Source organism: Providencia sp. PROV175 (assembly GCF_032707045.1).
In the GTDB taxonomy this organism is placed as follows: Bacteria; Pseudomonadota; Gammaproteobacteria; order Enterobacterales; family Enterobacteriaceae; genus Providencia; species Providencia hangzhouensis.
Genome location: NZ_CP120533.1, coordinates 2,147,915 through 2,168,560, shown reverse-complemented (window position 1 = coordinate 2,168,560; position 20,646 = coordinate 2,147,915). Strand labels below are relative to the sequence as shown.

The following is a 20,646-nucleotide window of genomic DNA, read 5'->3' as shown; positions in this document are numbered from 1 at the left end:
GACTCCACTAATCCTGTTTCTTTTTTGTTTTCTTCCCCGCTTTTACTGGTTTTTTTCCCGTTTTTACTGATGGAGCGGGTAGTTCTCGAAATGCCCTCAAATTTGTAAACTGACGTGCATGGTGAATTAATTGCATTAGCGTTTGGCTTAGTGGATGCATAAAATCATCATAACGTGATTGTTTTTCACTAATTTGGGTTAATACTGACTCCCAATGGGCTGTCATATCTGGTAATGTTGCCATATCGGGTAAAACATGAATTAGAGCCCTTCCCGCAGGCGAGGAATGAATATAACGCCCTTTTTTGTAGAGAAATTGGCGTTTGAATAGTAAGTCAATGATACCGGCTCTAGTCGCTTCTGTACCAAGCCCATCCGTTTCTCGCAATACTTTTTTTAATGCTTTATCTTGTACAAAACGAGCGATCCCAGTCATTGCTGATAATAACGTTGCATCCGTAAAAGGACGTGGAGGCTGCGTTTGCCGTTCAACCACTTCCCCTTTTTCACATAACAACTCATCATTCTTACTCACAACTGGCAGTGGCATACCATCGTTTTCAGCATCGCGCTCTTTATTACCCAATACGACTCGCCAACCTGCTTCAGCAAGAAATCGAGCTTTTGCGATAAATTTACCCTTTTCAATTTCTAGATCAATTGTACACTTGCGGTAAACCGCATCGGGCATAAACTGAATAATATATTGACGCGCAATCAATTGGTAAATTTTACTTTCATTTTCAGTTAACTTTACTGCTGCCGTTTTTGCTGTTGGGATAATGGCATGGTGAGCATCGACTTTTTTATCATCCCAGCACCGGTTCTTTTTATCCAGCTCAGGCAATTCAAATTCAGTGAGGTCTGGTTGATGCACCGCAATTGCATTCAAGACACTGTGTCTCCCTGCAAAATGTTCATCCGGTAAATAACGGCTATCTGAACGTGGATAAGTAATCAACTTATGTGTTTCATATAAACGTTGGCAAATGTCCAATACTTCTTGAGCGCTCAACGCATATTTTTTGGCAGCTTCAATCTGCAAAGAAGATAAAGAGAAAGGCAACGGTGCAATTTCTGATTCGCGCTTGTCCTGATATTGCGTCACTATGGCAGGTTTGCCCTCAATACGCGATACCACATGCTCTGCAAGCGGCCGATGGAATAAACGCCCTTCTTCATCCTGATAGTCAATACAGGAGTCGCTTGGCTGCCATATCGCTACAAAGCGCTCATCCTTTGGCGTAACAATATGAGCTTTAACCTCAAAATAGTCTTTAGGTACAAAGTTTTCTATTTCTTCGTCGCGCCTAACAACTAACCCCAATACCGGAGTTTGAACCCGCCCTACAGAAAGAACGCCTTGATAGCCTCCTCGTTGCCCTAATAACGTATAAGCACGGGTCATATTGATGCCATACAACCAATCTGCCCGTGCTCTTGCTAAAGCAGAGACACAAAGAGGAATAAACTCACGATTTTCTCTCAAACGCTCAATTGCCCGCTCAACGGCTTGTGGGTTAAGGTCATTGATTAAACAACGTTTTACTTCTTTGCGTTTTTCAGGGTCGAGCTTCAAAAAGTCAAGCACTTCGTCCACCAGCAATTGACCTTCTCTATCGGGGTCCCCTGCATGGACAACTATTGAGGCTTGTTTCAGCAATGTTTCAATAGTTTTTAATTGTTTAGTTACTGCGGGACGGGGCTTCAATTGCCACTTATCAGGGATAATTGGCAAATCCTGAAGATTCCATCGTGCATACCGAGGTTCATAAGCATCGGGTTCCGCCTGCTCTAAAAGATGGCCAATACACCATGTTACAGTTTGGCCATCACCACATTGAATAAAACCATCACCTCGTTTGTGGGGCTTTGGTAATACATCTGCAATGGCCCTTGCAAGGCTCGGTTTTTCCGCAATAAACAAACGCATAAATTAATCTATCACTTCAACTAAAGGAACATTATCCTGATGGGGTAATAATTTACCGATAGACTGTAACAAAACACCTTGCTGCTGTGCAATCTCTTTAATTTTAGAGACTTCGGAAGGTTTTACTGCAATAAGTAAGCCGCCAGAAGTTTGAGGATCACACAGTAGTTGACGCTGCATATCACTCATAGGGCCAATAAGGTGCCCATAACTGTCAAAGTTACGAGTGGTTCCCCCAGGAACACAACCTGCTTCAATATATTTTTCGACATTGGCTAATTTAGGAACTTTACTAAAGGAGATTTCAGCACGAACTTTAGACCCTTCGCAAATCTCACTTAAATGACCTAATAAACCGAAACCAGTCACATCAGTCATTGCCGTCACACCATCTAAAGGCGCAACCACCGCACCTAGCTTATTCATTTGACACATGGTTTCTGCCGCTAAGTGTTGATGTTCCGGCGCAAGTACCCCTTTTTTCTCTGCTGTTGTCAAAACACCAATTCCAAGCGGTTTCGTCAAAAACAATTCGCACCCCGCTGTTGCGGCACTATTTTTCTTCACATACTCCGTATTCACAACACCCGTAACTGCCAAACCAAAAATAGGCTCAGGTGCATCAATAGAATGGCCACCAGCTAACGAGATACCCGCATCAGCACAAGCTGCACGTCCACCTTCAATCACCTCACGAGCCACTTCCGGTGGTAACTTCGCAATTGGCCAGCCTAAAATAGCAATGGCCATAATTGGCTTACCACCCATTGCAAAAATATCGCTAATCGCGTTGGTTGCTGCAATCCGACCAAATTCAAATGGGGAGTCAACGATCGGCATGAAAAAGTCTGTTGTGCTGATGATGCCTATTCCATTACCTAAATCATAAACGGCCGCATCATCTTTAGTTTCATTACCAACTAACAAATGTGGATCATGAAATTTTGCTTGCTCTGTGTGTAGAATTTGCTCTAATACTTTCGGTGCAATTTTACAACCGCAACCAGCACCATGACTATATTGAGTTAATCTAATTTTTTCAGTCATTATTATTCTCTTTAGAAGTGAGATACATAGCCTGTCATATCAGGAGCTTGTACTTTTACTGGCGCTTTAAGCTCTGGAGTTCCTAAATAAAGGAACCCAACAATGCGGTCGTTATCTCCACAACCTAATCCGGCACGAACCACAGCATCTTCTGTCCATGAACCTGAGCGCCATATACCGCCAAAACCTTGAGCTACTGCTGCCATCTGCATTGCTTGAACCGTACAGCTCGCAGCAACTAATTGTTCCCATTGTGGTATTTTCGGATGATCTTTTAATTTAGCGATCACAGTAATAATTAATGGGGCACGAAAAGGGGCATTACGAGCTTTTTCTTGTACCTCTGCGCCTAATTGCCCTTCAATTGCTGCTTTTTCCAATAGCTCACTGAAGCGTTTAATCCCCTCATTTTGCATAACAACAAAATGCCACGGCTTCAAAGCACCGTGATCAGGTGCTCTCATCCCCGCAGCAAGTATATTGTCGAGTTCTTCGCCTTGCGGTGCTGGTGTTGTAAGTCTTGAAGCTGAACGGCGGTTCAACAAAAGGGTCAAAGCATCCATATTTGTCTCCGTTTAAGAGTAAACTGATATGATAATCATTCAATTAGATAATTATACCCACGCTATCTATTGTTTAAGCTTAAAGGAAAATCGCTTACACTAATACAACAATAACAGTTATTCGTTAGGTAAAATTACGTTATAAATTCATTGAATTGTATCATTTGTCACATGTGAAAAATATCATTGAAGCATTGTACCTTGCGTATCATAATTTTGTTATGCATAAAAATAGCCCGCTATTGCAACTAATTGTATTGATACAACTAAGATATCAAGTGTTCGATGTGGTGATCGGGTAACAGATTTGCTTTTGAGTATATTGTTGTTAATTCGTGCTACAGGCAGAAGTAACCCAACTGTAGAAAGAACTATTTATGTAATATCCAAAAATAGTTTGTGCCATAAGTCAACGGCAAACAAATGAAGCCAACACCCTTGTGGTGCAGAATATGCAGGATAGGAGAAAACATGCGTCAACTATGGGACATCATCGCTACCATTTTTAGAATTAGCTGGCGAGCACTGAACTTTATTAGGGAATTCGTTTTCAACGCCATTTTCTTAGTATTATTTTTTGTTGTTATTGGGTCGATTGCTCTTTATCAGACAGAGACTCAACCCGAAAAAAATTATTTTGGTGCTTTGTATGTGGATTTACAGGGGGTTATCGTAGACCAAGTCTCTACTCCAGACCCATTTGGTCGTATGAGCCGTGAATTACTTGGTACCTCAAACAGCCGAATGCAAGAAAATTCACTATTCGACATCGTTGATACCATTCGCACCGCTGCAAATGATGATCGCATTACAGGGATGGTATTACGCCTAGATGATTTAGCTGGAGCCGATCAGCCCTCTCTAGCTTATATCGGTAAAGCAATCAATGAATTTAAAAGTTCAGGGAAACAGGTTTACGCCATTGGTAACAGTTATAATCAGTCGCAATACTACCTCGCCAGTTACGCTGATGATATTTACCTCACACCGCAAGGTGCTGTTGGGGTATATGGCTTTGCAACAAATGGGCTCTACTACAAGTCACTGTTAGAAAAACTTAAAGTTAGTAGCCATATTTTCCGTGTTGGTACCTATAAATCAGCGGTTGAACCATTAATGCGTGATGAGATGTCCCCTGAAGCACGTTTAGCCAATAAACAGTGGCTGGATGCCCTTTGGAACAATTACCTCACAGAAATCGCCAAAAACCGCAATACGACCAGCACACAAATTTTTCCTGGGGCTGATGCTATTTTAGAGAAATTACGTTCAGTCAAAGGCGATAGCGCACAATACGCGTTAAAACAAAAATTGGTTGATAAACTTTATACTAACGAACAAGTTGAAGATTTACTCAGTAAACACTTTGGCTGGAATAAAGAAGATAAACAATTCAATAATATTAGTATCTATGATTATTCCACTAAAATAGCAGATACCAATGCTAATCAAAGTGGCAATATTGCCGTGATTGTCGTTCAAGGTGCTATCATGGATGGCCCACAAACGGCTGGGATTGCAGGAGGCGATACCATCGCAGCACAAATTCGTGACGCTCGCCTTGATGATAATATTAAAGCGATAGTTTTGCGCGTTAACAGTCCAGGTGGTAGCGTAAGCGCTTCTGATTTGATCCGCAGTGAACTGGCTTCTGCTCATGCTGCAGGTAAACCTGTTGTTGTATCTATGGGGGGAATGGCTGCATCTGGGGGGTATTGGGTCTCAACTCCAGCGGACTATATCATTGCCAGTCCAAACACGCTGACTGGTTCGATTGGTATATTTGGCGTAATTAATACCTTTGAAAAATCTTTAGATTCTATAGGGGTATATACTGATGGCGTATCAACGTCGCCATTAGCCGATATTTCTTTGACTAAAGGGATCAGCCCACAATTTGCTGACATGATGCAAATTACCATTGAGAATGGCTATGAGACATTTGTTGGCTTAGTGGCTAAATCTCGCCATAAAACACCGGCAGAGATAGACCAAATCGCTCAAGGCCGTGTATGGATTGGGCAAGACGCGCTTAAAAATGGTCTTGTAGACCAACTAGGTGATTTTGATAATGCCGTAGATAAAGCTGCTGAGCTCGCTAAACTCACTGACGTTAAGTTAGATTGGATGAAGCCTGAGTTGACCTTTATGGATCAATTGTTACTTGAATTAACGACAAACGTTCAAGCCGCCATGCCGGATGTGCTACACGTGTTTTTACCACCTGCAGTCGCGACGGATATCCGCCAACAAGCACAATTTTTCTTAAAAATGAATGACCCACAAAACCGCTATGCTTTTTGTTTAAATTGCGCGGAAATTAACTAATCGCTGAATCCCCTTCAGATTCAATGAAGGGGATTTCTCTCACAAACCCATCAATAACCTCATATCAATCTAGCTATTCGCAAGTTAACGATAGTAATACGCTAACAAATACGTCAAAATCCTGATAATCACTCTCCTTCGATAAGTTGGATAAATTAGGTAATAAGATGCAGAAGAAATCAATTTATGTTGTTTACACTGGTGGAACAATTGGCATGCGCCATTCACCACAGGGATATATTCCTGTTTCCGGCCATTTGCAAGCTCAGTTAGCTCAGATGCCCGAGTTTCACCGCCCTGAAATGCCTGAGTTTACGATCCGTGAACATCAGCCTTTAATTGATTCATCTGATATCACTCCTGAAGACTGGCAACTTATCGCTGATGATATACGTGAGAACTATCCACTTTATGATGGGTTTGTCATATTACATGGCACTGACACGATGGCTTTCACCGCCTCAGCGTTATCTTTCATGTTTGAAAACTTGAAAAAACCCGTAACAGTGACAGGGTCACAAATCCCTTTAGAAGCATTACGTTCTGATGGGCAAACTAATCTACTAAATGCATTATATTTAGCAGCAAACTACCCCATTAATGAAGTGGGATTATTTTTCAATAATAAATTATATCGCGGTAACCGCACTGTTAAGGCCCATGCAGATGGCTTTGATGCTTTCAGTTCACCTAACTGTTCTCCATTAATGGAAGCTGGCATTCATATTCGCTCATTTAATACGTGCCCTGCGCCTATTGGTATAGGTGAATTTAAAAGTCACCGAATTACACCTCAACCTATCGGCGTTGTGACTCTTTATCCAGGGCTATCAATTGAAATTGTACGCAACATTCTCCAACAACCCGTTAAAGCGCTGATATTGCGCTCTTACGGTGTCGGTAATGCCCCTCAGCAGCCTGAATTACTGCGCATACTCCGTGAAGCAACGAACCGAGGGATTATTGTGGTGAACCTGACACAATGTATTTCTGGCCGTGTTAATATGGAAGGCTACGCCACAGGACACGCACTTGCAGAAGCGGGTGTGATAAGTGGATATGACATGACTTTTGAAGCCGCCTTAAGTAAATTGCACTACTTACTGAGTCAAAATTATACCCCTGCGTTAATCCGTGAGTTAATGCAGAATAATTTACGCGGCGAGTTGAGCTATGCTGATGAATAACAGATAACATACTGAGGACATAATGAAAGCAGCATTACTGTTAGTCGATTTACAAAACGATTTCTGCACGGGCGGCACATTAGCAGTAAATGAAAGCGAACATGTTATTGATGTTGCTAATAAAGCGATGGATATTTGCCAACAAAAACAGATAGACATCATTGCAAGCCAAGATTGGCACCCTGCGACACACCTTAGTTTCGCGGCCAATTCAAATACTCAAATTGGAGAAGTCGGTGAGCTAAATGGTATTACACAAGTTTGGTGGCCTATTCATTGCGTACAAGGTGAACATGGCGCTGAATTACACAAAAATTTAAATCAATCGCTTATTAGTGCAATTTTTACCAAAGGGGAAAACCCCCAGGTTGATAGCTATAGTGCCTTTTTTGATAATGATAAAATTAGCCAAACGCGCCTACATACGTGGCTACAAGAACACCATATTTCGCATTTAATTATTATGGGAATTGCGACGGATTACTGTGTCAAATTTACCGTGTTAGATGCGTTAAAATTAGGTTATACCGTAGATGTTTTAGTCGATGGGTGTAGAGGCGTCAATCTCGGGGCCAATGACAGCCAAGAATCTTTAGTCGAAATGCAAAATCAAGGTGCAAGGTTAATTACATTAACCGACCTGCATTAGGACATGTTTTATGGACAAGTTTTCTCATGTAATAATTGAAAATCTAGTAATTGAGAAAACTTGTTTTAGTGACACTGTCACTATGCAGCATCATATTGAATCAACAAGCTATTCTCTAGAGCAACCGTTATTCATCATTATTTTGCGGTTTTAATGTTGCTAACATCTCACCTTGAAACAACGTTTTTAGCTCTTGCTTGCTCTTCATCGTAATTTCACCATTAGTCCCTACCGTCATATGCTCAGGGTCATGGTTATGCCGTGACTGCCACAATAATACCATTTGTAAGCTATGTTCTTTTTGTTCTGGCGTTAACATCACACCATCTGGCCATTTACCGAGCTCAACAGCGGTCACAAGGCGTTCATAAATTTCAGGGGTCATCACTGCTAATAATTGTTCAAGTTGCTCAGGACTGACTTCAACGCTCACGATAAGGCTCCTTCAAATACGCAATTCACTCATTATTTATTGTTCTTGATTTCAGCCAATAGCTGAATCGTTTTTGTCATTCTAAAAAAATGGCTTCAGCATACTTCAGCTCTTTATCCACGCGTCTTTTCACCGCTATCGTCATCAATAAAGCTTAATGATGCTGAATTAATGCAGTAACGTTGACCAGTAGGCTGAGGACCATCTGGAAACACATGCCCTAAATGCGCATTACAGTGTTGACAGCGAACTTCAATACGGTGCATCCCATGAGAGAAATCCTCAATGTATTTGATTGCCTCTTCATTGACGGGTTGGTAAAAACTTGGCCACCCACAACCTGCATCAAATTTGGTCTCAGACATAAATAAAGGTGAACCACAGCATAAGCACTCGTACACACCGTCTTTACGGTTATGCAATAATTGGCCACTAAATGGCGGCTCGGTACCTGCTTGCTGTGTAACGTAACGCTGCATCTCATTTAATTCTGAAATATCAATAGGTTGTTTATCTTTACTTGACATGTCATACCTAAATATTTAAATAACTAAAGTGGTTGATGGTTATCATACATCAATTTCAATCAACAAAAAATTAACAACATTTTCTGTAAAACTATTCTAAACTAAGAAGCATCTTACTTTCCGTTTTGATTTGTGAACCGTATCACATATATCACTGATAGATGGTTTCATTATGCCGTACAATCCCGATAATACGTGCGGCTGTATTTGCCGCTGAAGTGGCTGACAAATAAGCAGTTGGTAGTATCAGAATTGATTTTTTTCAATAATTGACACGATTCCGCTTGACGGCTGGCAAGGTTTTGGTAACTTTAACTACAACTTAATTCACGAATAAATAGCTGGTGGAAATACTATGACTATCAAAGTAGGTATTAATGGTTTTGGTCGTATTGGCCGTATCGTTTTCCGTGCTGCACAAGAGCGTTCTGACATCGAAATCGTTGCTATCAACGACCTGCTCGATGCAGAATACATGGCATACATGCTGAAATACGACTCAACTCATGGTCGTTTCAACGGTACTGTTGAAGTTAAAGATGGTCACCTAGTTGTAAACGGCAAAAAAATCCGTGTAACAGCAGAAAAAGATCCTGCAAACCTGAAATGGAACGAAGTCGGTGTTGACGTCGTTGCTGAAGCAACAGGTATCTTCTTAACTGATGAAACTGCACGTAAACACATCCAAGCTGGCGCTAAGAAAGTTGTTCTGACTGGCCCTTCTAAAGATGATACTCCTATGTTCGTTATGGGCGTTAACCACAAAGCTTACGCAGGTCAAGAAATCGTTTCTAACGCATCTTGTACAACTAACTGCTTAGCTCCACTGGCTAAAGTTATCAATGACAAGTTCGGTATCGTTGAAGGTCTGATGACAACAGTTCACGCAACAACTGCAACACAAAAAACTGTTGATGGTCCTTCACACAAAGACTGGCGTGGTGGTCGTGGTGCTGCTCAAAACATCATCCCTTCATCAACCGGTGCTGCTAAAGCTGTAGGTAAAGTTATCCCTGAGCTGAACGGTAAACTGACTGGTATGTCTTTCCGTGTACCTACTCCTAACGTATCAGTTGTTGATTTAACTGTTCGTTTAGAAAAACCAGCAACTTATGCTCAAATCTGTGATGCTATCAAAGAAGCAGCTGCAGGCGAACTGAAAGGCGTTCTGGGTTACACTGAAGATGACGTTGTATCAACTGACTTCAACGGTGAAAAACTGACTTCAGTATTTGATGCTAAAGCAGGTATCGCACTGAACGACAACTTTGTTAAATTAGTTTCTTGGTATGACAACGAAACGGGTTACTCTAACAAAGTTTTAGACCTGATCGCTCACATCTCTAAATAAGAGCTGTAATGTAATCTGTCTAACTGAGCCGCCAATTTGGCGGCTCTTTTGTATCGTATCCAATAACAAATTAACACTTCATATTTTCTGCAATATCGCTTATGGTTGATCATCTATTGGATACGCTATAAACATGACTTATTTTAGAACGAATACGATTCACTGCGGCTTTAAGTATGCCACACAGGAACTTCTAAATAATTTAAGTGAATGAACACAGGCCTAATACCATGCACGACAAACTTTTTGCACTACCAGTCATTAAACAAGTCTCTGCTTACATTACTCAACGCCAACTCGATGAGCTCCCACTTATTGTTATTTCACATCCCAAAGTACGTGGTGCTGTCAGTTTACAAGGCGCTCAACTTATTGATTGGCAACCCGCGGGGCAAAAACCTTGCTTATGGCTAAGTTCAGAAAGTGCCTTTAAAGAAGGCGTTGCTATTCGCGGTGGTATTCCTATTTGTTGGCCTTGGTTCGGTCCTGTTGCCAGTCCTAGTCATGGTTTTGCACGAATTTTACCTTGGCAATTCACCGCACATAATGAACATGAAGATGGTGTTATTTTAACCTTCACGTTAACGGATACCGACTATACCCGTAAATTATGGCCCCATGAGTTCACCCTGATCTTACGTATGAAACTTGGGGAAACATGTGAACTTGAACTAGAAAGTTATGGGGATTTCGAAACTACTGCCGCGCTGCATAGTTATTTCAATATCAGTGATATTCAAAAAGCCACCGTCTATGGGTTAGGCGGCCACTACTTCGATAAAGTCGCAGATAAAGAAGCTTATGTGAATGAACCACTCAAATTTAATAAGCACACCGATCGTATTTATTCAGAACCGGAAGAATACAGCTTATTACGTGATGATGGCTGGGCACGTACAATAGAAATTCACCATTACCATAATAGTGATGTTGTCTGTTGGAACCCTTGGGCAGAATTATCATGTAGCATGGATGACATGCCAAATAATGGGTACAAACAAATGGTTTGTGTAGAAACTGCAAGGATCAACGTCCCGATGAAAAGTGAAGCACAACACCCTGCTCGTCTTTCTTTAGTGATGGTCAGTCGCGATAATAAGCCGCAAGATTAATTATTCATTCTAAGAATATAAATTTTCTAGGTAGATAACTAGATAGATAAAATTAGCCCCTGATAATTGTAAGAATATCAGGGGCTAATTAATTTAATTTTCTATCACAAACTTAGAATGTGTAAGTGACACCTGTCCACATAATGGCGGAAACATCTTTATTTACCATTGGGCTATCTTTCACTTCACTTGGTAGGCGGTCAACACGGCCCATTGCGAATACAGTCCAATTTTCATCAAAGCGGTAATTTCCTGTCACTTCAATGTATGGTGTCCAACTTGAACCTGGGTTATAACGTTTTAAACCGCTATTACGTGATTCTTTTGAAGACACGCCATATTCATAACGGTTTTGGTTCTTACTATCCCATTTAATACCAAGGCCTGGAGTGATTGACCATTTATCACCTTCAAAACCATACAGGTAGGCAAACTCACCACGAATACCATTACTGATACCTAAGATATCACCAGAAATATTCGTTCTTAGTGTACCCCAATCAGCTTTATGACGATAAGTCAGACCAGTCATCACCGTATCACGGCGACGGTCTAATTCACGCATTGCTTTATCATCATTGTCTTTAGGTTTAAAAAATTGTGGGTAATAATAAGCATCCAATGATAACTGGTCTTGTGTATCATTCCATAAATAATAACCAGCTGCTAATGTATGAAAATAGAAATTCTCACTATCATAATTAACAATAGGCACTGGCGTGACATAGTCACGGCTCTTAATCCCTTTATAAGGTGTTGACTGAGCTAATACTGAACCACCAACTGACCAAGTTCCTGCAAAGGCGGCCCCAGATAACACACTCAAAGCCACCGCAAGTGTCGTTAATTTAATTGCTTTTGACATATATTCAACCTAAAAATAATGAGAAATAGATCACAGCTATATGTTATAACAATATAGCTATAATCCCAATATGCTTAATCGAAATCACATTTAAAGCTAAATTTTAACTGTTTTTAGCGTGACTGATTAATATTTATTCTACTTTATTTTCATAAGAAACAGGAACTCTTTTTGCTAGCGCACAAAGTAGCTCATAACCAATTGTCCCCGCAGCTTGTGCAACCTCATCAACCGGTAAGTTTTGCCCCCATAACTCCACTCGCTCACCAAGCTTAACATCGCCACAGTCACTGATATCAATTGTCAGCATATCCATTGAAACAGCCCCCAGTAGCGCACAACGCTTTTCTTTGCACCATACAGGCGTTCCATTGGCAGCATGTCTAGGGTAGCCATCTGCATAACCACACGCTACTGTCGCAATACGCATAGGTTTAGTCGATGTAAACCGGCTACCATAACCAATTGATTGACCTGCTGGAATTTCATGGATAGCGATCACTTCTGACTGTAAGGTCATCGCCGCCTTCAAGTTCAACCCAGATATATCAGTAGATTTTCCACTTGGAGAAGCGCCATACAACAAAATACCTGTACGAATCCAATCATATTGTGTGTGTTTATGCCACAGTGTTGCCCCTGAATTTGCGATACAGGTTTCTAAAGATAAGTGTTCAAATTGCTGGATCTGTTGAAAAGGTTCAGTAACGCCCGTTTTGGTATCTGAATTAGCAAAGTGACTCATTAACGTTAAACTGCGTACATTCGGCATTTTAGATAACCGTTGTACCACACTTTCGTATTCGCTCGGTGAAAAACCTAATCGATTCATGCCGCTATTTAGTTTTATATAGACTGAAATAGGTGATGATAATTGTGCATTTTCAATAGCAAACAATTGCCACTCACTATGAACGCTGGTTGTTAAATTATACTGGTCAATCAATTGTAAGTCTTGTGGCTGGAAGAAACCTTCTAACAATAGAATTGGCCCTTTCCACCCTTCTTTTCGCAATAAAATGGCTTCATCAAAATCCAATACCCCAAAACCATCCGTTTCTTTTAATGCCGGCCAAATCTGCTTGATACCGTGACCATAACCGTCTGCTTTCATGACTGACCAAATTTTCGATTTTCCAACATGTTGCCGTACAATAGCCAAATTATGTTGTAAATTTTGTAGATGAATAACAGCACTTATAGGGCGCGGCATTTTAATTCCTTAGTACATTTAATTAATTCTAAAATTACAATGATGCCAAAACATCAAACGCTTAACGTGCTGGAGTTAAATCACCATGAGTAACCAGTTTGGTATTAAAGCCATCAAGGTACCTAAATACCGATAAATCATCAGACGCTATCTCTGGTGTGTTCCCTGAGATTAAATCTGCTAGCAGTTTTCCTGCACCACAAGCCATTGTCCAGCCCAGCGTCCCATGCCCTGTATTTAAATATAAATTACCGTATGCTGTCGGCCCAACTATTGGGGTACCATCCGGTGTCATTGGACGCAGGCCCGTCCAAAATTGTGCTTGTGCAATATCACCACCGCCTTGATACAAATCTTGTACCACCATTTTCAATGTTTCGCAGCGTTTTTTCAGTATATTCAAATTAAAACCAACAACTTCAGCCATTCCACCAACTCGAATGCGCTGATCAAACCGCGTTACTGCAATTTTGTATGTTTCATCCAAGATAGTAGACATTGGGGCACGCTGTTCATCAATAATTGGCATCGTCAATGAATAGCCTTTGAGTGGGTAAACCGGAATTTGAACCAGACGTTGTAGCATTGAGGTGGAATAAGAGCCCATCGCTACTACATATCGGTCCGCTTGCAAAATTTCACCATCTATTTTAACGCCGCTAACTTTGTTACCTTCGGTTAAAATCCGTTCAATCCGGCTACCAAATTTGAATTGGACTCCCGCATTTTGCGCCATTTTAGCCAGCTTTTTGGTGAACTGCTGGCAATCCCCTGTTTCATCATTGGGTAATCGCAACCCCCCTGTAAGCTTGTGCTTGACAAACTCTAACGCAGGTTCCGCTTTAACTAATTCATTAGACGTCAATAATTCGTATGGAACACCTTCTTGCCGTAAGACCGCAATATCATTCGCTGCATTATCAAACTGCTCAGTAGTACGAAAAAGCTGTAAAGTACCACCTTGGCGAGCTTCATATTCGATACCTGTATCCGCTCTTAATTGGCGAATACAATCACGGCTGTATTCTGCAATGCGCACCATACGGCTTTTATTCATCGCATAATGTTGGATATCGCAGTTTTTTAGCATCTGCCACATCCAACGCAGTTGAAATAACGTACCATCTGGACGTATTGCCAAGGGCGCATGTTTTTCAAACATCCATTTCACGGCTTTAAGGGGGATACCAGGAGCCCCCCATGGGGTTGCATAGCCAGGGGATACTTGCCCTGCATTTGCTGCGCTTGTTTCCTCTGCTACATCATGTTGTCTATCCACCACCAGCACTTCGTGCCCTTCTTGTGCTAAATACCATGCTGTTGTTACACCGATCACTCCCGCACCTAACACTAGAATTTTCATAGCTTCCCCGCAAAATAAAAATATGCATCATTTATTTTAGGATAATATTCTAGAAATTATTTGCCAATGTGGTGGATTAACACTTTTAACAATAAAGTTAAAAAATTTAAATTTCATCACATTTACTTTACATGGCGATATTAAATACTAGACTAAAATTTCAGCATGAATTTAAATTATTATAATTCAATTGGATAAAATAATGGCAATTTATCTATTTTGTTAATTCAGAGTTTTCTATCGATTCAAGTGATGCGCCCAATAAAATATGTTTATTTTATTAAACCAATTCGAGGGGTTTTGTCAGTATTAAATTTCAAAAAACCAATAAAAATTGGTTTTTCCGCTTCATTTTCGTATTCGGTGGCTATGTGACTAAAAACTGTCAATCATTAACGATAAAAAACCAGCATACCGATATAACACAGCATGCTGGTCTTGAGTATTTAATTGTCTGTTAACTAGCGGCTTTGAGCTAAATCTGAAGGCATATTGCTTTGCATACTATGCCAGATTATCCCACTTTCTTTTCCGTAATTACGCACACAATCCATAATACGGTCATAGGCTTGCTCACGACAAAGATGGCTTAATTGCTGATAGAAGTTTAACGCTAAGCGTCTTGCTTCAGGGTTCGAAAAATAATAGCGGCCTACACGGGTATACAAACCTCTTAAACCGTTAATAATCAAGCCATAAATTGGGTTGCCGGATGCAAATGCAAGCCCACGGAAAATGTTATAATCCAAATCACTGAATGCATCTGAATTATCTTCCACTTTTTCCCGCCCAGCTAACACCTCTATTGATTTCTCAGGGTTATTTCGAAAGGCCGTACGGATAAAAATGGCAGCGATATTAGTACGTACTGCCAATAAATTATCAATTAACTGTGGCACTCTATCGTGATCTAACCTAGCCAATGTCTCCAATATATTTAGGCCAGACGTTTCCCAATAGTTATTCACTTTAGTTGGTTTACCATGCTGAATGGTTAGCCAGCCGTCACGAGCCAAACGTTGTAACACTTCACGTAAGGTTGTTCGTGTCACACCAATTAATTCCGAAAGCTCACGCTCTGCGGGTAAAATTGAACCTGGTGGAAAGCGGTTGTTCCATATGCTCTCAATAATATACTCTTCCGCGAAACCAGCCGGACTTTGAGCTTTAATAACCATATTTTTATTATTCCAAACATTTAGACGGATATTGGGCAAATCATACCAGATTGTCATCGTCTGATATAGTTAGACTAAAAATAAAGAGTGAGGCAAATCATAGAATTTCCATATAATTCATAAGCTCTCAATTAGCAAATAAGCTTAAAATCCGCAAAAGATAAGAGTAGTATGTATAGCACAATACACGACATCCGCATAAAAGAGGATAACGAATCATAATGGATTTTAGTTTAAAAACTGCTTTTTTGAAAAATTTCCTGGGAAATTCACCTGATTGGTACAAATTAGCAATTATTGTATTTTTAATAATTAACCCTATTATCTTTTACTTCATCAGCCCCTTCGTTGCAGGCTGGCTATTAGTTGTTGAATTCATATTCACATTAGCAATGGCCCTTAAATGTTACCCATTGCAGCCAGGTGGTCTTTTAGCCATAGAAGCCGTTATTATTGGTATGACCACCCCTGCCCAAATTTCACATGAAATTAGCAATAACCTTGAAGTCATCCTGTTACTGATTTTTATGGTAGCTGGTATCTACTTCATGAAGCAATTACTGTTATTTGTTTTCACCAAACTGTTGATAAACGTACGCTCTAAACGCATTCTTTCCCTTGCTTTTTGTATGGCAAGTGCATTTTTATCCGCATTTTTAGACGCATTAACCGTTATTGCCGTCGTCATTAGCGTCTCAATTGGCTTTTATTCTATCTATCACCAATATGCCTCTAACCAGCCCAGCAACACTGACCTACAAAATGATGGTTTCATTAATAGTGCGGAACAAAAGCAAACCCTTGAGCAATTTAGGGCATTTTTACGTAGCTTAATGATGCATGCCGGTATTGGTACCGCGCTTGGTGGTGTCATGACCATGGTTGGTGAACCACAAAACCTTATCATTGCAAAGCATGTTAATTGGGACTTCATTACTTTTTATATTCGTATGGCTCCTGTGACCATACCTGTTTTTATTTGTGGCTTGGTTGTCTGTTTTGTTGTTGAAAAGTTCAAGCTATTTGGTTACGGTGCTGAGCTTCCTGACTCTGTACGTCAAATTTTGACTGAACACGATAAAAAACTGACGGCTAAACGTACCAAAAGAGATCTTGCACAGTTAGTCGTTCAGGGCTTAATTGGCGTGTGGCTAATCGTTGCTCTTGCTTTCCATTTAGCGGAAGTTGGCCTTATTGGTCTTTCTGTTATCGTGCTAACGACCGCATTTTGTGGTATCACAGAAGAACATGCGTTGGGGAAAGCCTTCGAGGAAGCGTTACCCTTTACCGCATTATTAACAGTCTTCTTTAGTATTGTAGCCGTAATCATTGACCAACAACTATTCACCCCATTTATTCAGTTTGTACTGCAATCCTCTGAGTCGTCACAATTATCATTATTCTATCTATTTAATGGCCTACTCTCTGCCGTATCAGATAACGTATTCGTAGGGACTGTTTACATTACTGAAGCCTTAAAAGCAGCGAATGAAGGTTTGGTATCAATGGAACAATACCAATTCTTAGCCGTAGCAATTAATGCAGGTACTAACCTGCCTTCTGTTGCAACACCTAATGGGCAAGCTGCTTTCTTATTCTTATTAACTTCAGCGTTATCTCCACTAATCCGTTTATCCTACGGTCGTATGGTTTGGATGGCTCTTCCATATACCATCGTAATGACTATTGTCGGGTTATTAGGGGTAGAGCTCTGGCTAGTACCAATCACTCATTGGATGGAAAGTATCGGTTTGATTACATTCGCCCAGTAACTATACTTTAAAACAATTAGCCATATACCAATATGGCTAATTGTAATGTTAGGTAAAGCCTTATCTGAAATTGCATTATTTCACTTTAATTGCTTTTTTTATCGAGCTGATAGAGGCAAAATGTGCGCATTACTCAATTAGGATACTAAGTATGTTCAGATTTTTTAACTACTGCTCGCAAGGGAGAGGCGCTTGGCTACTCATGGCCTTTATTGCCTTTATGCTCGAGTGTGCGGCCTTATATTTTCAACATGTGATGAAGCTACAACCCTGTGTTATGTGTGTCTATGAACGTGTTGCATTACTTGGCATTATGGTTGCTGGCTTAATTGGGGCAATAGCACCACGGAATATGGTAATACGCTGGGTAGCAATTCTTATTTGGGTTTACTCTGCTTGGCGTGGCTTAGACCTTGCATGGGAACATACCATGCTACAACTTTATCCTTCTCCATTTGCTTCTTGCGATTTTTTCGTTAATTTCCCTGATTGGTTACCATTACAAGAGTGGGTCCCTGCAGTGTTTGAAGCAACAGGTGACTGTGCCGTTAGGCAATGGGCATTCTTAGGCCTTGATATGCCACAATGGTTAATTGGTATCTTCGCGGCTTATCTCTTAGTTGCAATCATTGTTATCATCAGCCAATTCTTCCCAGCCAAAAAATAATCTTTAAAACCCCAAATGTTAAATTCAACATTTGGGGTTCCTAAACAATAACATCTATCTATTGAATGACTCTCTCTAATTTCACAGGGATATTTTTATACGCAGGAATACCACATTGCGGGTCGAAATTATCTAATGAAATTAAATTATTGGCTTCAGGGAAATAAGTGGCAACACTTCGGTCTGCCATATCATAGATCACCACAGTGAGGTTATCTAAACGGCGTTTTGTCGGTTTTTGTTCACGGTCTAATGCGATGAGATTCACTTTATCTCCCGCCTGTAACTTCTGTTTTTGGGCTTCTGCACCACTGATGAAAACAACATCTCGTTGCCCAAACACACCACGGTATCGGTCATTTAGCCCATAAATTGTAGTATTATACTGGTCATGGCTGCGTAATGTTGCCAAAATCAATTCACTGTTTACTGCTGAATTCGGGTCTTCAATAACGCCTTCTGTCGGTACAAAATTAGCTTTACCTGATTGAGTTAACCAACGACGCTCAGAAGCAGCGTTTGTCAGGTGAAATCCTCCCGGTATTTTAATACGTGCATTGTAATCATCAAAGCCAGGTAATACCGCCTCCATTGCGTCACGGATCAAGTCATAGTTACCGATAAAATCATCCCATTCGACTTTACTCTGAGGTATTGCCGCTTTAGCTATTCCTGCGATTATCGCACACTCAGATTTAAGGTAAGGGCTACATGGTTTAAGTAAACCTTTTGATGCGTGAACCATCGACATTGAGTCTTCTACAGTAACACATTGCACACCACTGCTTTGTCTGTCTATTTCACTGCGACCCAATACGGGTAATAAGAATGTTTGCTTAGCTGTTAATAAATGGGAGCGATTTAGTTTAGTCGCAGTATGAACCGCTAAATCAAGCTTTTTCATACCAGCAAAACAAGCGTCTTTATCAGGCATTGCAACCGCTAAATTTCCTCCCATGCAAATTAAAGCATTCGCTTTTCCTTCAGAAATGGCTTGCATGCTCGCGACTGCAGCATGACCGAATTCGCTTGGTGGTTTAAAACCAAATCGTTGTTCAATTTTGTCTAAAAAGCTTTTTGATGGTTTTTCTGTAATGCCAACGGTTCTATCACCTTGCACATTTGAGTGGCCACGCAATGGGCAGATACCCGCACCTTCCCGACCAATATTACCCTTAAGTAGCAGCAAATTGACTAATTGCTGAACATTCTGCGTACCATGTTCGTGCTGAGTGATCCCCATGCCATAACAAATAATGGTGCTTTTTGCTTCAATATAAAGGTCTGCAATCTCTTCGATAGACTCGCGTGGCAAACCAGAAACCCTTAAAATATCCTTCCAGCTTGTTGTCAGTAAGTCGTTTTTTAAAGTTTCATAACCCTGTGTATGAGTTGATATGAATTCAGTATCGAGAATAGGCTCTTTTCCTGCATCTACTGCGGCTTGGTGCTTTTCAATCAATAACTTCATAACCCCTTTAAGTAACGCAGTGTCTCCACCAACACGAACTTTATAATAGTGCCCCGCTAAAGGTGTAGATTCTAGCGTCAGCATTTCTAACACGTCTTGCGGATAGGTAAAACGCTCAAGACCACGCTCTCTTAAAGGGTTTATTGCAATGATCTTTGCGCCGCGTTTAGAAACTTCACGCAATGAGCTCAACATCCTCGGGTGGTTAGTCCCCGGGTTATGACCTATACAAATAACTAAATCCGCTTTATCAAAATCGTCTAATAATACCGTCGCCTTACCGACACCAATAGAGTTAGCAAGACCAACACTCGTTGGCTCATGGCACATATTTGAACAGTCTGGAAAATTATTTGTTCCATATTCACGAGCCAGTAATTGATATAAGAATGCGGCTTCATTTGAAGTACGACCGGAGGTATAAAATTCAACGGTATTTGGGTCTGAATAACTTTGTAAACGCGTACCTATTTGCTGAAAGGCCTCTTCCCATTCGATAGGTTCATATTTGTCTGTTTGTGAATTATATTTCATGGGGTGAGTTAAACGCCCTTCATCTTCTAAATGAAAGTCATCCCATTCGAGTAATTCTGTTACAGTATATTTAGAAAAAAATTCTGGGGTTGTTTTTTTAGATGTTGCTTCCCAAGCAATTGCTTTTGCACCATTTTCACAAATATCAAATGATGCTGTATGTACAGGGTCAGGCCACGCACAGCCAGGGCAATCAAAGCCATCCACCTTATTCATTTCGAACATTGCAATGATATCGTGCCCTACTTTCATTTGGCCGCGTAAAGCTTCTGCAACTGCTTTTACAGCCCCCCAACCCGCAGCGGGGCCATCATACTCTTCAATTTTCTTTTTCATTAGGCATTACTCTTTAATAAATGGAAATATCTTTATATATGCTTTTATAATTATTTAAATTTTTCTTTATTATTTAATATTAGTAACTTCGCCGTTAAATATCAATAATTAAAATAA

Annotated in this window: 17 protein-coding genes; 7 read left to right on the top strand and 10 right to left on the bottom strand. The window is 40.5% G+C overall.

The genetic code is table 11. The annotated features are described in order from the left end of the window. Positions 1 to 7: 7 nt before the first annotated feature. The 3 genes from P3L44_RS09525 to P3L44_RS09515 are packed head-to-tail and all read right to left on the bottom strand — an operon-like array spanning position 8 to position 3,543. Entirely contained in the window at positions 8 to 1,933 is a 1,926-nt protein-coding gene (locus P3L44_RS09525; RefSeq protein WP_110591770.1) for a DNA topoisomerase III, read from the bottom strand. Positions 1,934 to 1,936: 3 nt separating this feature from the next. Then, a complete protein-coding gene (selD, locus tag P3L44_RS09520) occupies positions 1,937 to 2,980 on the bottom strand; it encodes a selenide, water dikinase SelD (RefSeq protein WP_004254077.1) in 1,044 nt (347 codons plus the stop codon). A gap of 11 nt (positions 2,981 to 2,991) precedes the next feature. After that, positions 2,992 to 3,543, bottom strand: coding sequence for an NAD(P)H nitroreductase (locus tag P3L44_RS09515; RefSeq protein WP_004254072.1), 552 nt, complete (start codon positions 3,541 to 3,543; stop codon positions 2,992 to 2,994). Between the two features lie 471 nt (positions 3,544 to 4,014). Between P3L44_RS09515 and sppA the strand changes: the two genes are divergently transcribed. The 3 genes from sppA to pncA all read left to right on the top strand — a co-directional run bounded on the left by sppA (position 4,015) and on the right by pncA (position 7,707). Further along, positions 4,015 to 5,871, top strand: a complete 1,857-nt coding sequence (gene sppA, locus P3L44_RS09510; RefSeq protein ID WP_272661926.1) for a signal peptide peptidase SppA — start codon at positions 4,015 to 4,017, stop codon at positions 5,869 to 5,871. A 167-nt stretch (positions 5,872 to 6,038) separates the two neighbouring features. Continuing rightward, positions 6,039 to 7,058 (top strand): asparaginase, encoded by a 1,020-nt coding sequence (ansA, locus tag P3L44_RS09505; RefSeq protein ID WP_272661925.1) that lies wholly within the window; start codon positions 6,039 to 6,041, stop codon positions 7,056 to 7,058. A 22-nt stretch (positions 7,059 to 7,080) separates the two neighbouring features. Beyond that, the gene (pncA, locus tag P3L44_RS09500) at positions 7,081 to 7,707 is read left to right on the top strand and encodes a bifunctional nicotinamidase/pyrazinamidase (protein ID WP_272661924.1); all 627 of its coding nucleotides are present in this window, start codon (positions 7,081 to 7,083) and stop codon (positions 7,705 to 7,707) included. A 127-nt stretch (positions 7,708 to 7,834) separates the two neighbouring features. Here the strand turns inward: pncA and P3L44_RS09495 are convergent, their stop codons facing one another. Then, a complete protein-coding gene (locus P3L44_RS09495) occupies positions 7,835 to 8,140 on the bottom strand; it encodes a YeaC family protein (protein WP_004254056.1) in 306 nt (101 codons plus the stop codon). A gap of 113 nt (positions 8,141 to 8,253) precedes the next feature. Next, positions 8,254 to 8,667 carry a peptide-methionine (R)-S-oxide reductase MsrB gene (gene msrB, locus P3L44_RS09490; protein ID WP_140172219.1) on the bottom strand — a complete coding sequence of 138 codons (414 nt, stop codon included), beginning with the start codon at positions 8,665 to 8,667 and terminating at the stop codon, positions 8,254 to 8,256. Positions 8,668 to 9,022: 355 nt separating this feature from the next. Here msrB and gapA point away from each other — a divergent pair, with 355 nt between their 5' ends. Both gapA and P3L44_RS09480 read left to right on the top strand, forming a co-directional pair. Continuing rightward, on the top strand, positions 9,023 to 10,018 hold the full coding sequence (gene gapA / locus P3L44_RS09485) for a glyceraldehyde-3-phosphate dehydrogenase (RefSeq protein ID WP_004254049.1): 996 nt from the start codon (positions 9,023 to 9,025) through the stop codon (positions 10,016 to 10,018). A 230-nt stretch (positions 10,019 to 10,248) separates the two neighbouring features. Continuing rightward, positions 10,249 to 11,130 carry a D-hexose-6-phosphate mutarotase gene (locus tag P3L44_RS09480; RefSeq protein ID WP_004254046.1) on the top strand — a complete coding sequence of 294 codons (882 nt, stop codon included), beginning with the start codon at positions 10,249 to 10,251 and terminating at the stop codon, positions 11,128 to 11,130. 112 nt (positions 11,131 to 11,242) lie between these two features. On the opposite strand, the gene P3L44_RS09475 is transcribed toward P3L44_RS09480, so the two are convergent. From P3L44_RS09475 to fadR, 4 genes are all read right to left on the bottom strand, one after another. Beyond that, positions 11,243 to 11,995, bottom strand: coding sequence for a MipA/OmpV family protein (locus P3L44_RS09475; RefSeq protein WP_004254041.1), 753 nt, complete (start codon positions 11,993 to 11,995; stop codon positions 11,243 to 11,245). Positions 11,996 to 12,128: 133 nt separating this feature from the next. Beyond that, positions 12,129 to 13,208, bottom strand: coding sequence for an alanine racemase (gene alr / locus P3L44_RS09470; RefSeq protein ID WP_110591773.1), 1,080 nt, complete (start codon positions 13,206 to 13,208; stop codon positions 12,129 to 12,131). 61 nt (positions 13,209 to 13,269) lie between these two features. Continuing rightward, positions 13,270 to 14,571 carry a D-amino acid dehydrogenase gene (locus P3L44_RS09465; protein WP_140172221.1) on the bottom strand — a complete coding sequence of 434 codons (1,302 nt, stop codon included), beginning with the start codon at positions 14,569 to 14,571 and terminating at the stop codon, positions 13,270 to 13,272. 461 nt (positions 14,572 to 15,032) lie between these two features. Further along, a complete protein-coding gene (gene fadR / locus P3L44_RS09460; RefSeq protein ID WP_125893216.1) occupies positions 15,033 to 15,749 on the bottom strand; it encodes a fatty acid metabolism transcriptional regulator FadR in 717 nt (238 codons plus the stop codon). A gap of 221 nt (positions 15,750 to 15,970) precedes the next feature. Between fadR and nhaB the strand changes: the two genes are divergently transcribed. Together nhaB and dsbB are read left to right on the top strand one after the other, a co-directional pair. After that, positions 15,971 to 17,521: a sodium/proton antiporter NhaB gene (nhaB, locus tag P3L44_RS09455; RefSeq protein WP_140172222.1), complete on the top strand. Its 1,551-nt coding sequence runs from the start codon at positions 15,971 to 15,973 to the stop codon at positions 17,519 to 17,521. 151 nt (positions 17,522 to 17,672) lie between these two features. After that, entirely contained in the window at positions 17,673 to 18,188 is a 516-nt protein-coding gene (dsbB, locus tag P3L44_RS09450) for a disulfide bond formation protein DsbB (RefSeq protein ID WP_004254030.1), read from the top strand. A 58-nt stretch (positions 18,189 to 18,246) separates the two neighbouring features. Here the strand turns inward: dsbB and P3L44_RS09445 are convergent, their stop codons facing one another. Further along, positions 18,247 to 20,529: an FdhF/YdeP family oxidoreductase gene (locus P3L44_RS09445; RefSeq protein WP_140172223.1), complete on the bottom strand. Its 2,283-nt coding sequence runs from the start codon at positions 20,527 to 20,529 to the stop codon at positions 18,247 to 18,249. Positions 20,530 to 20,646: the final 117 nt, after the last annotated feature.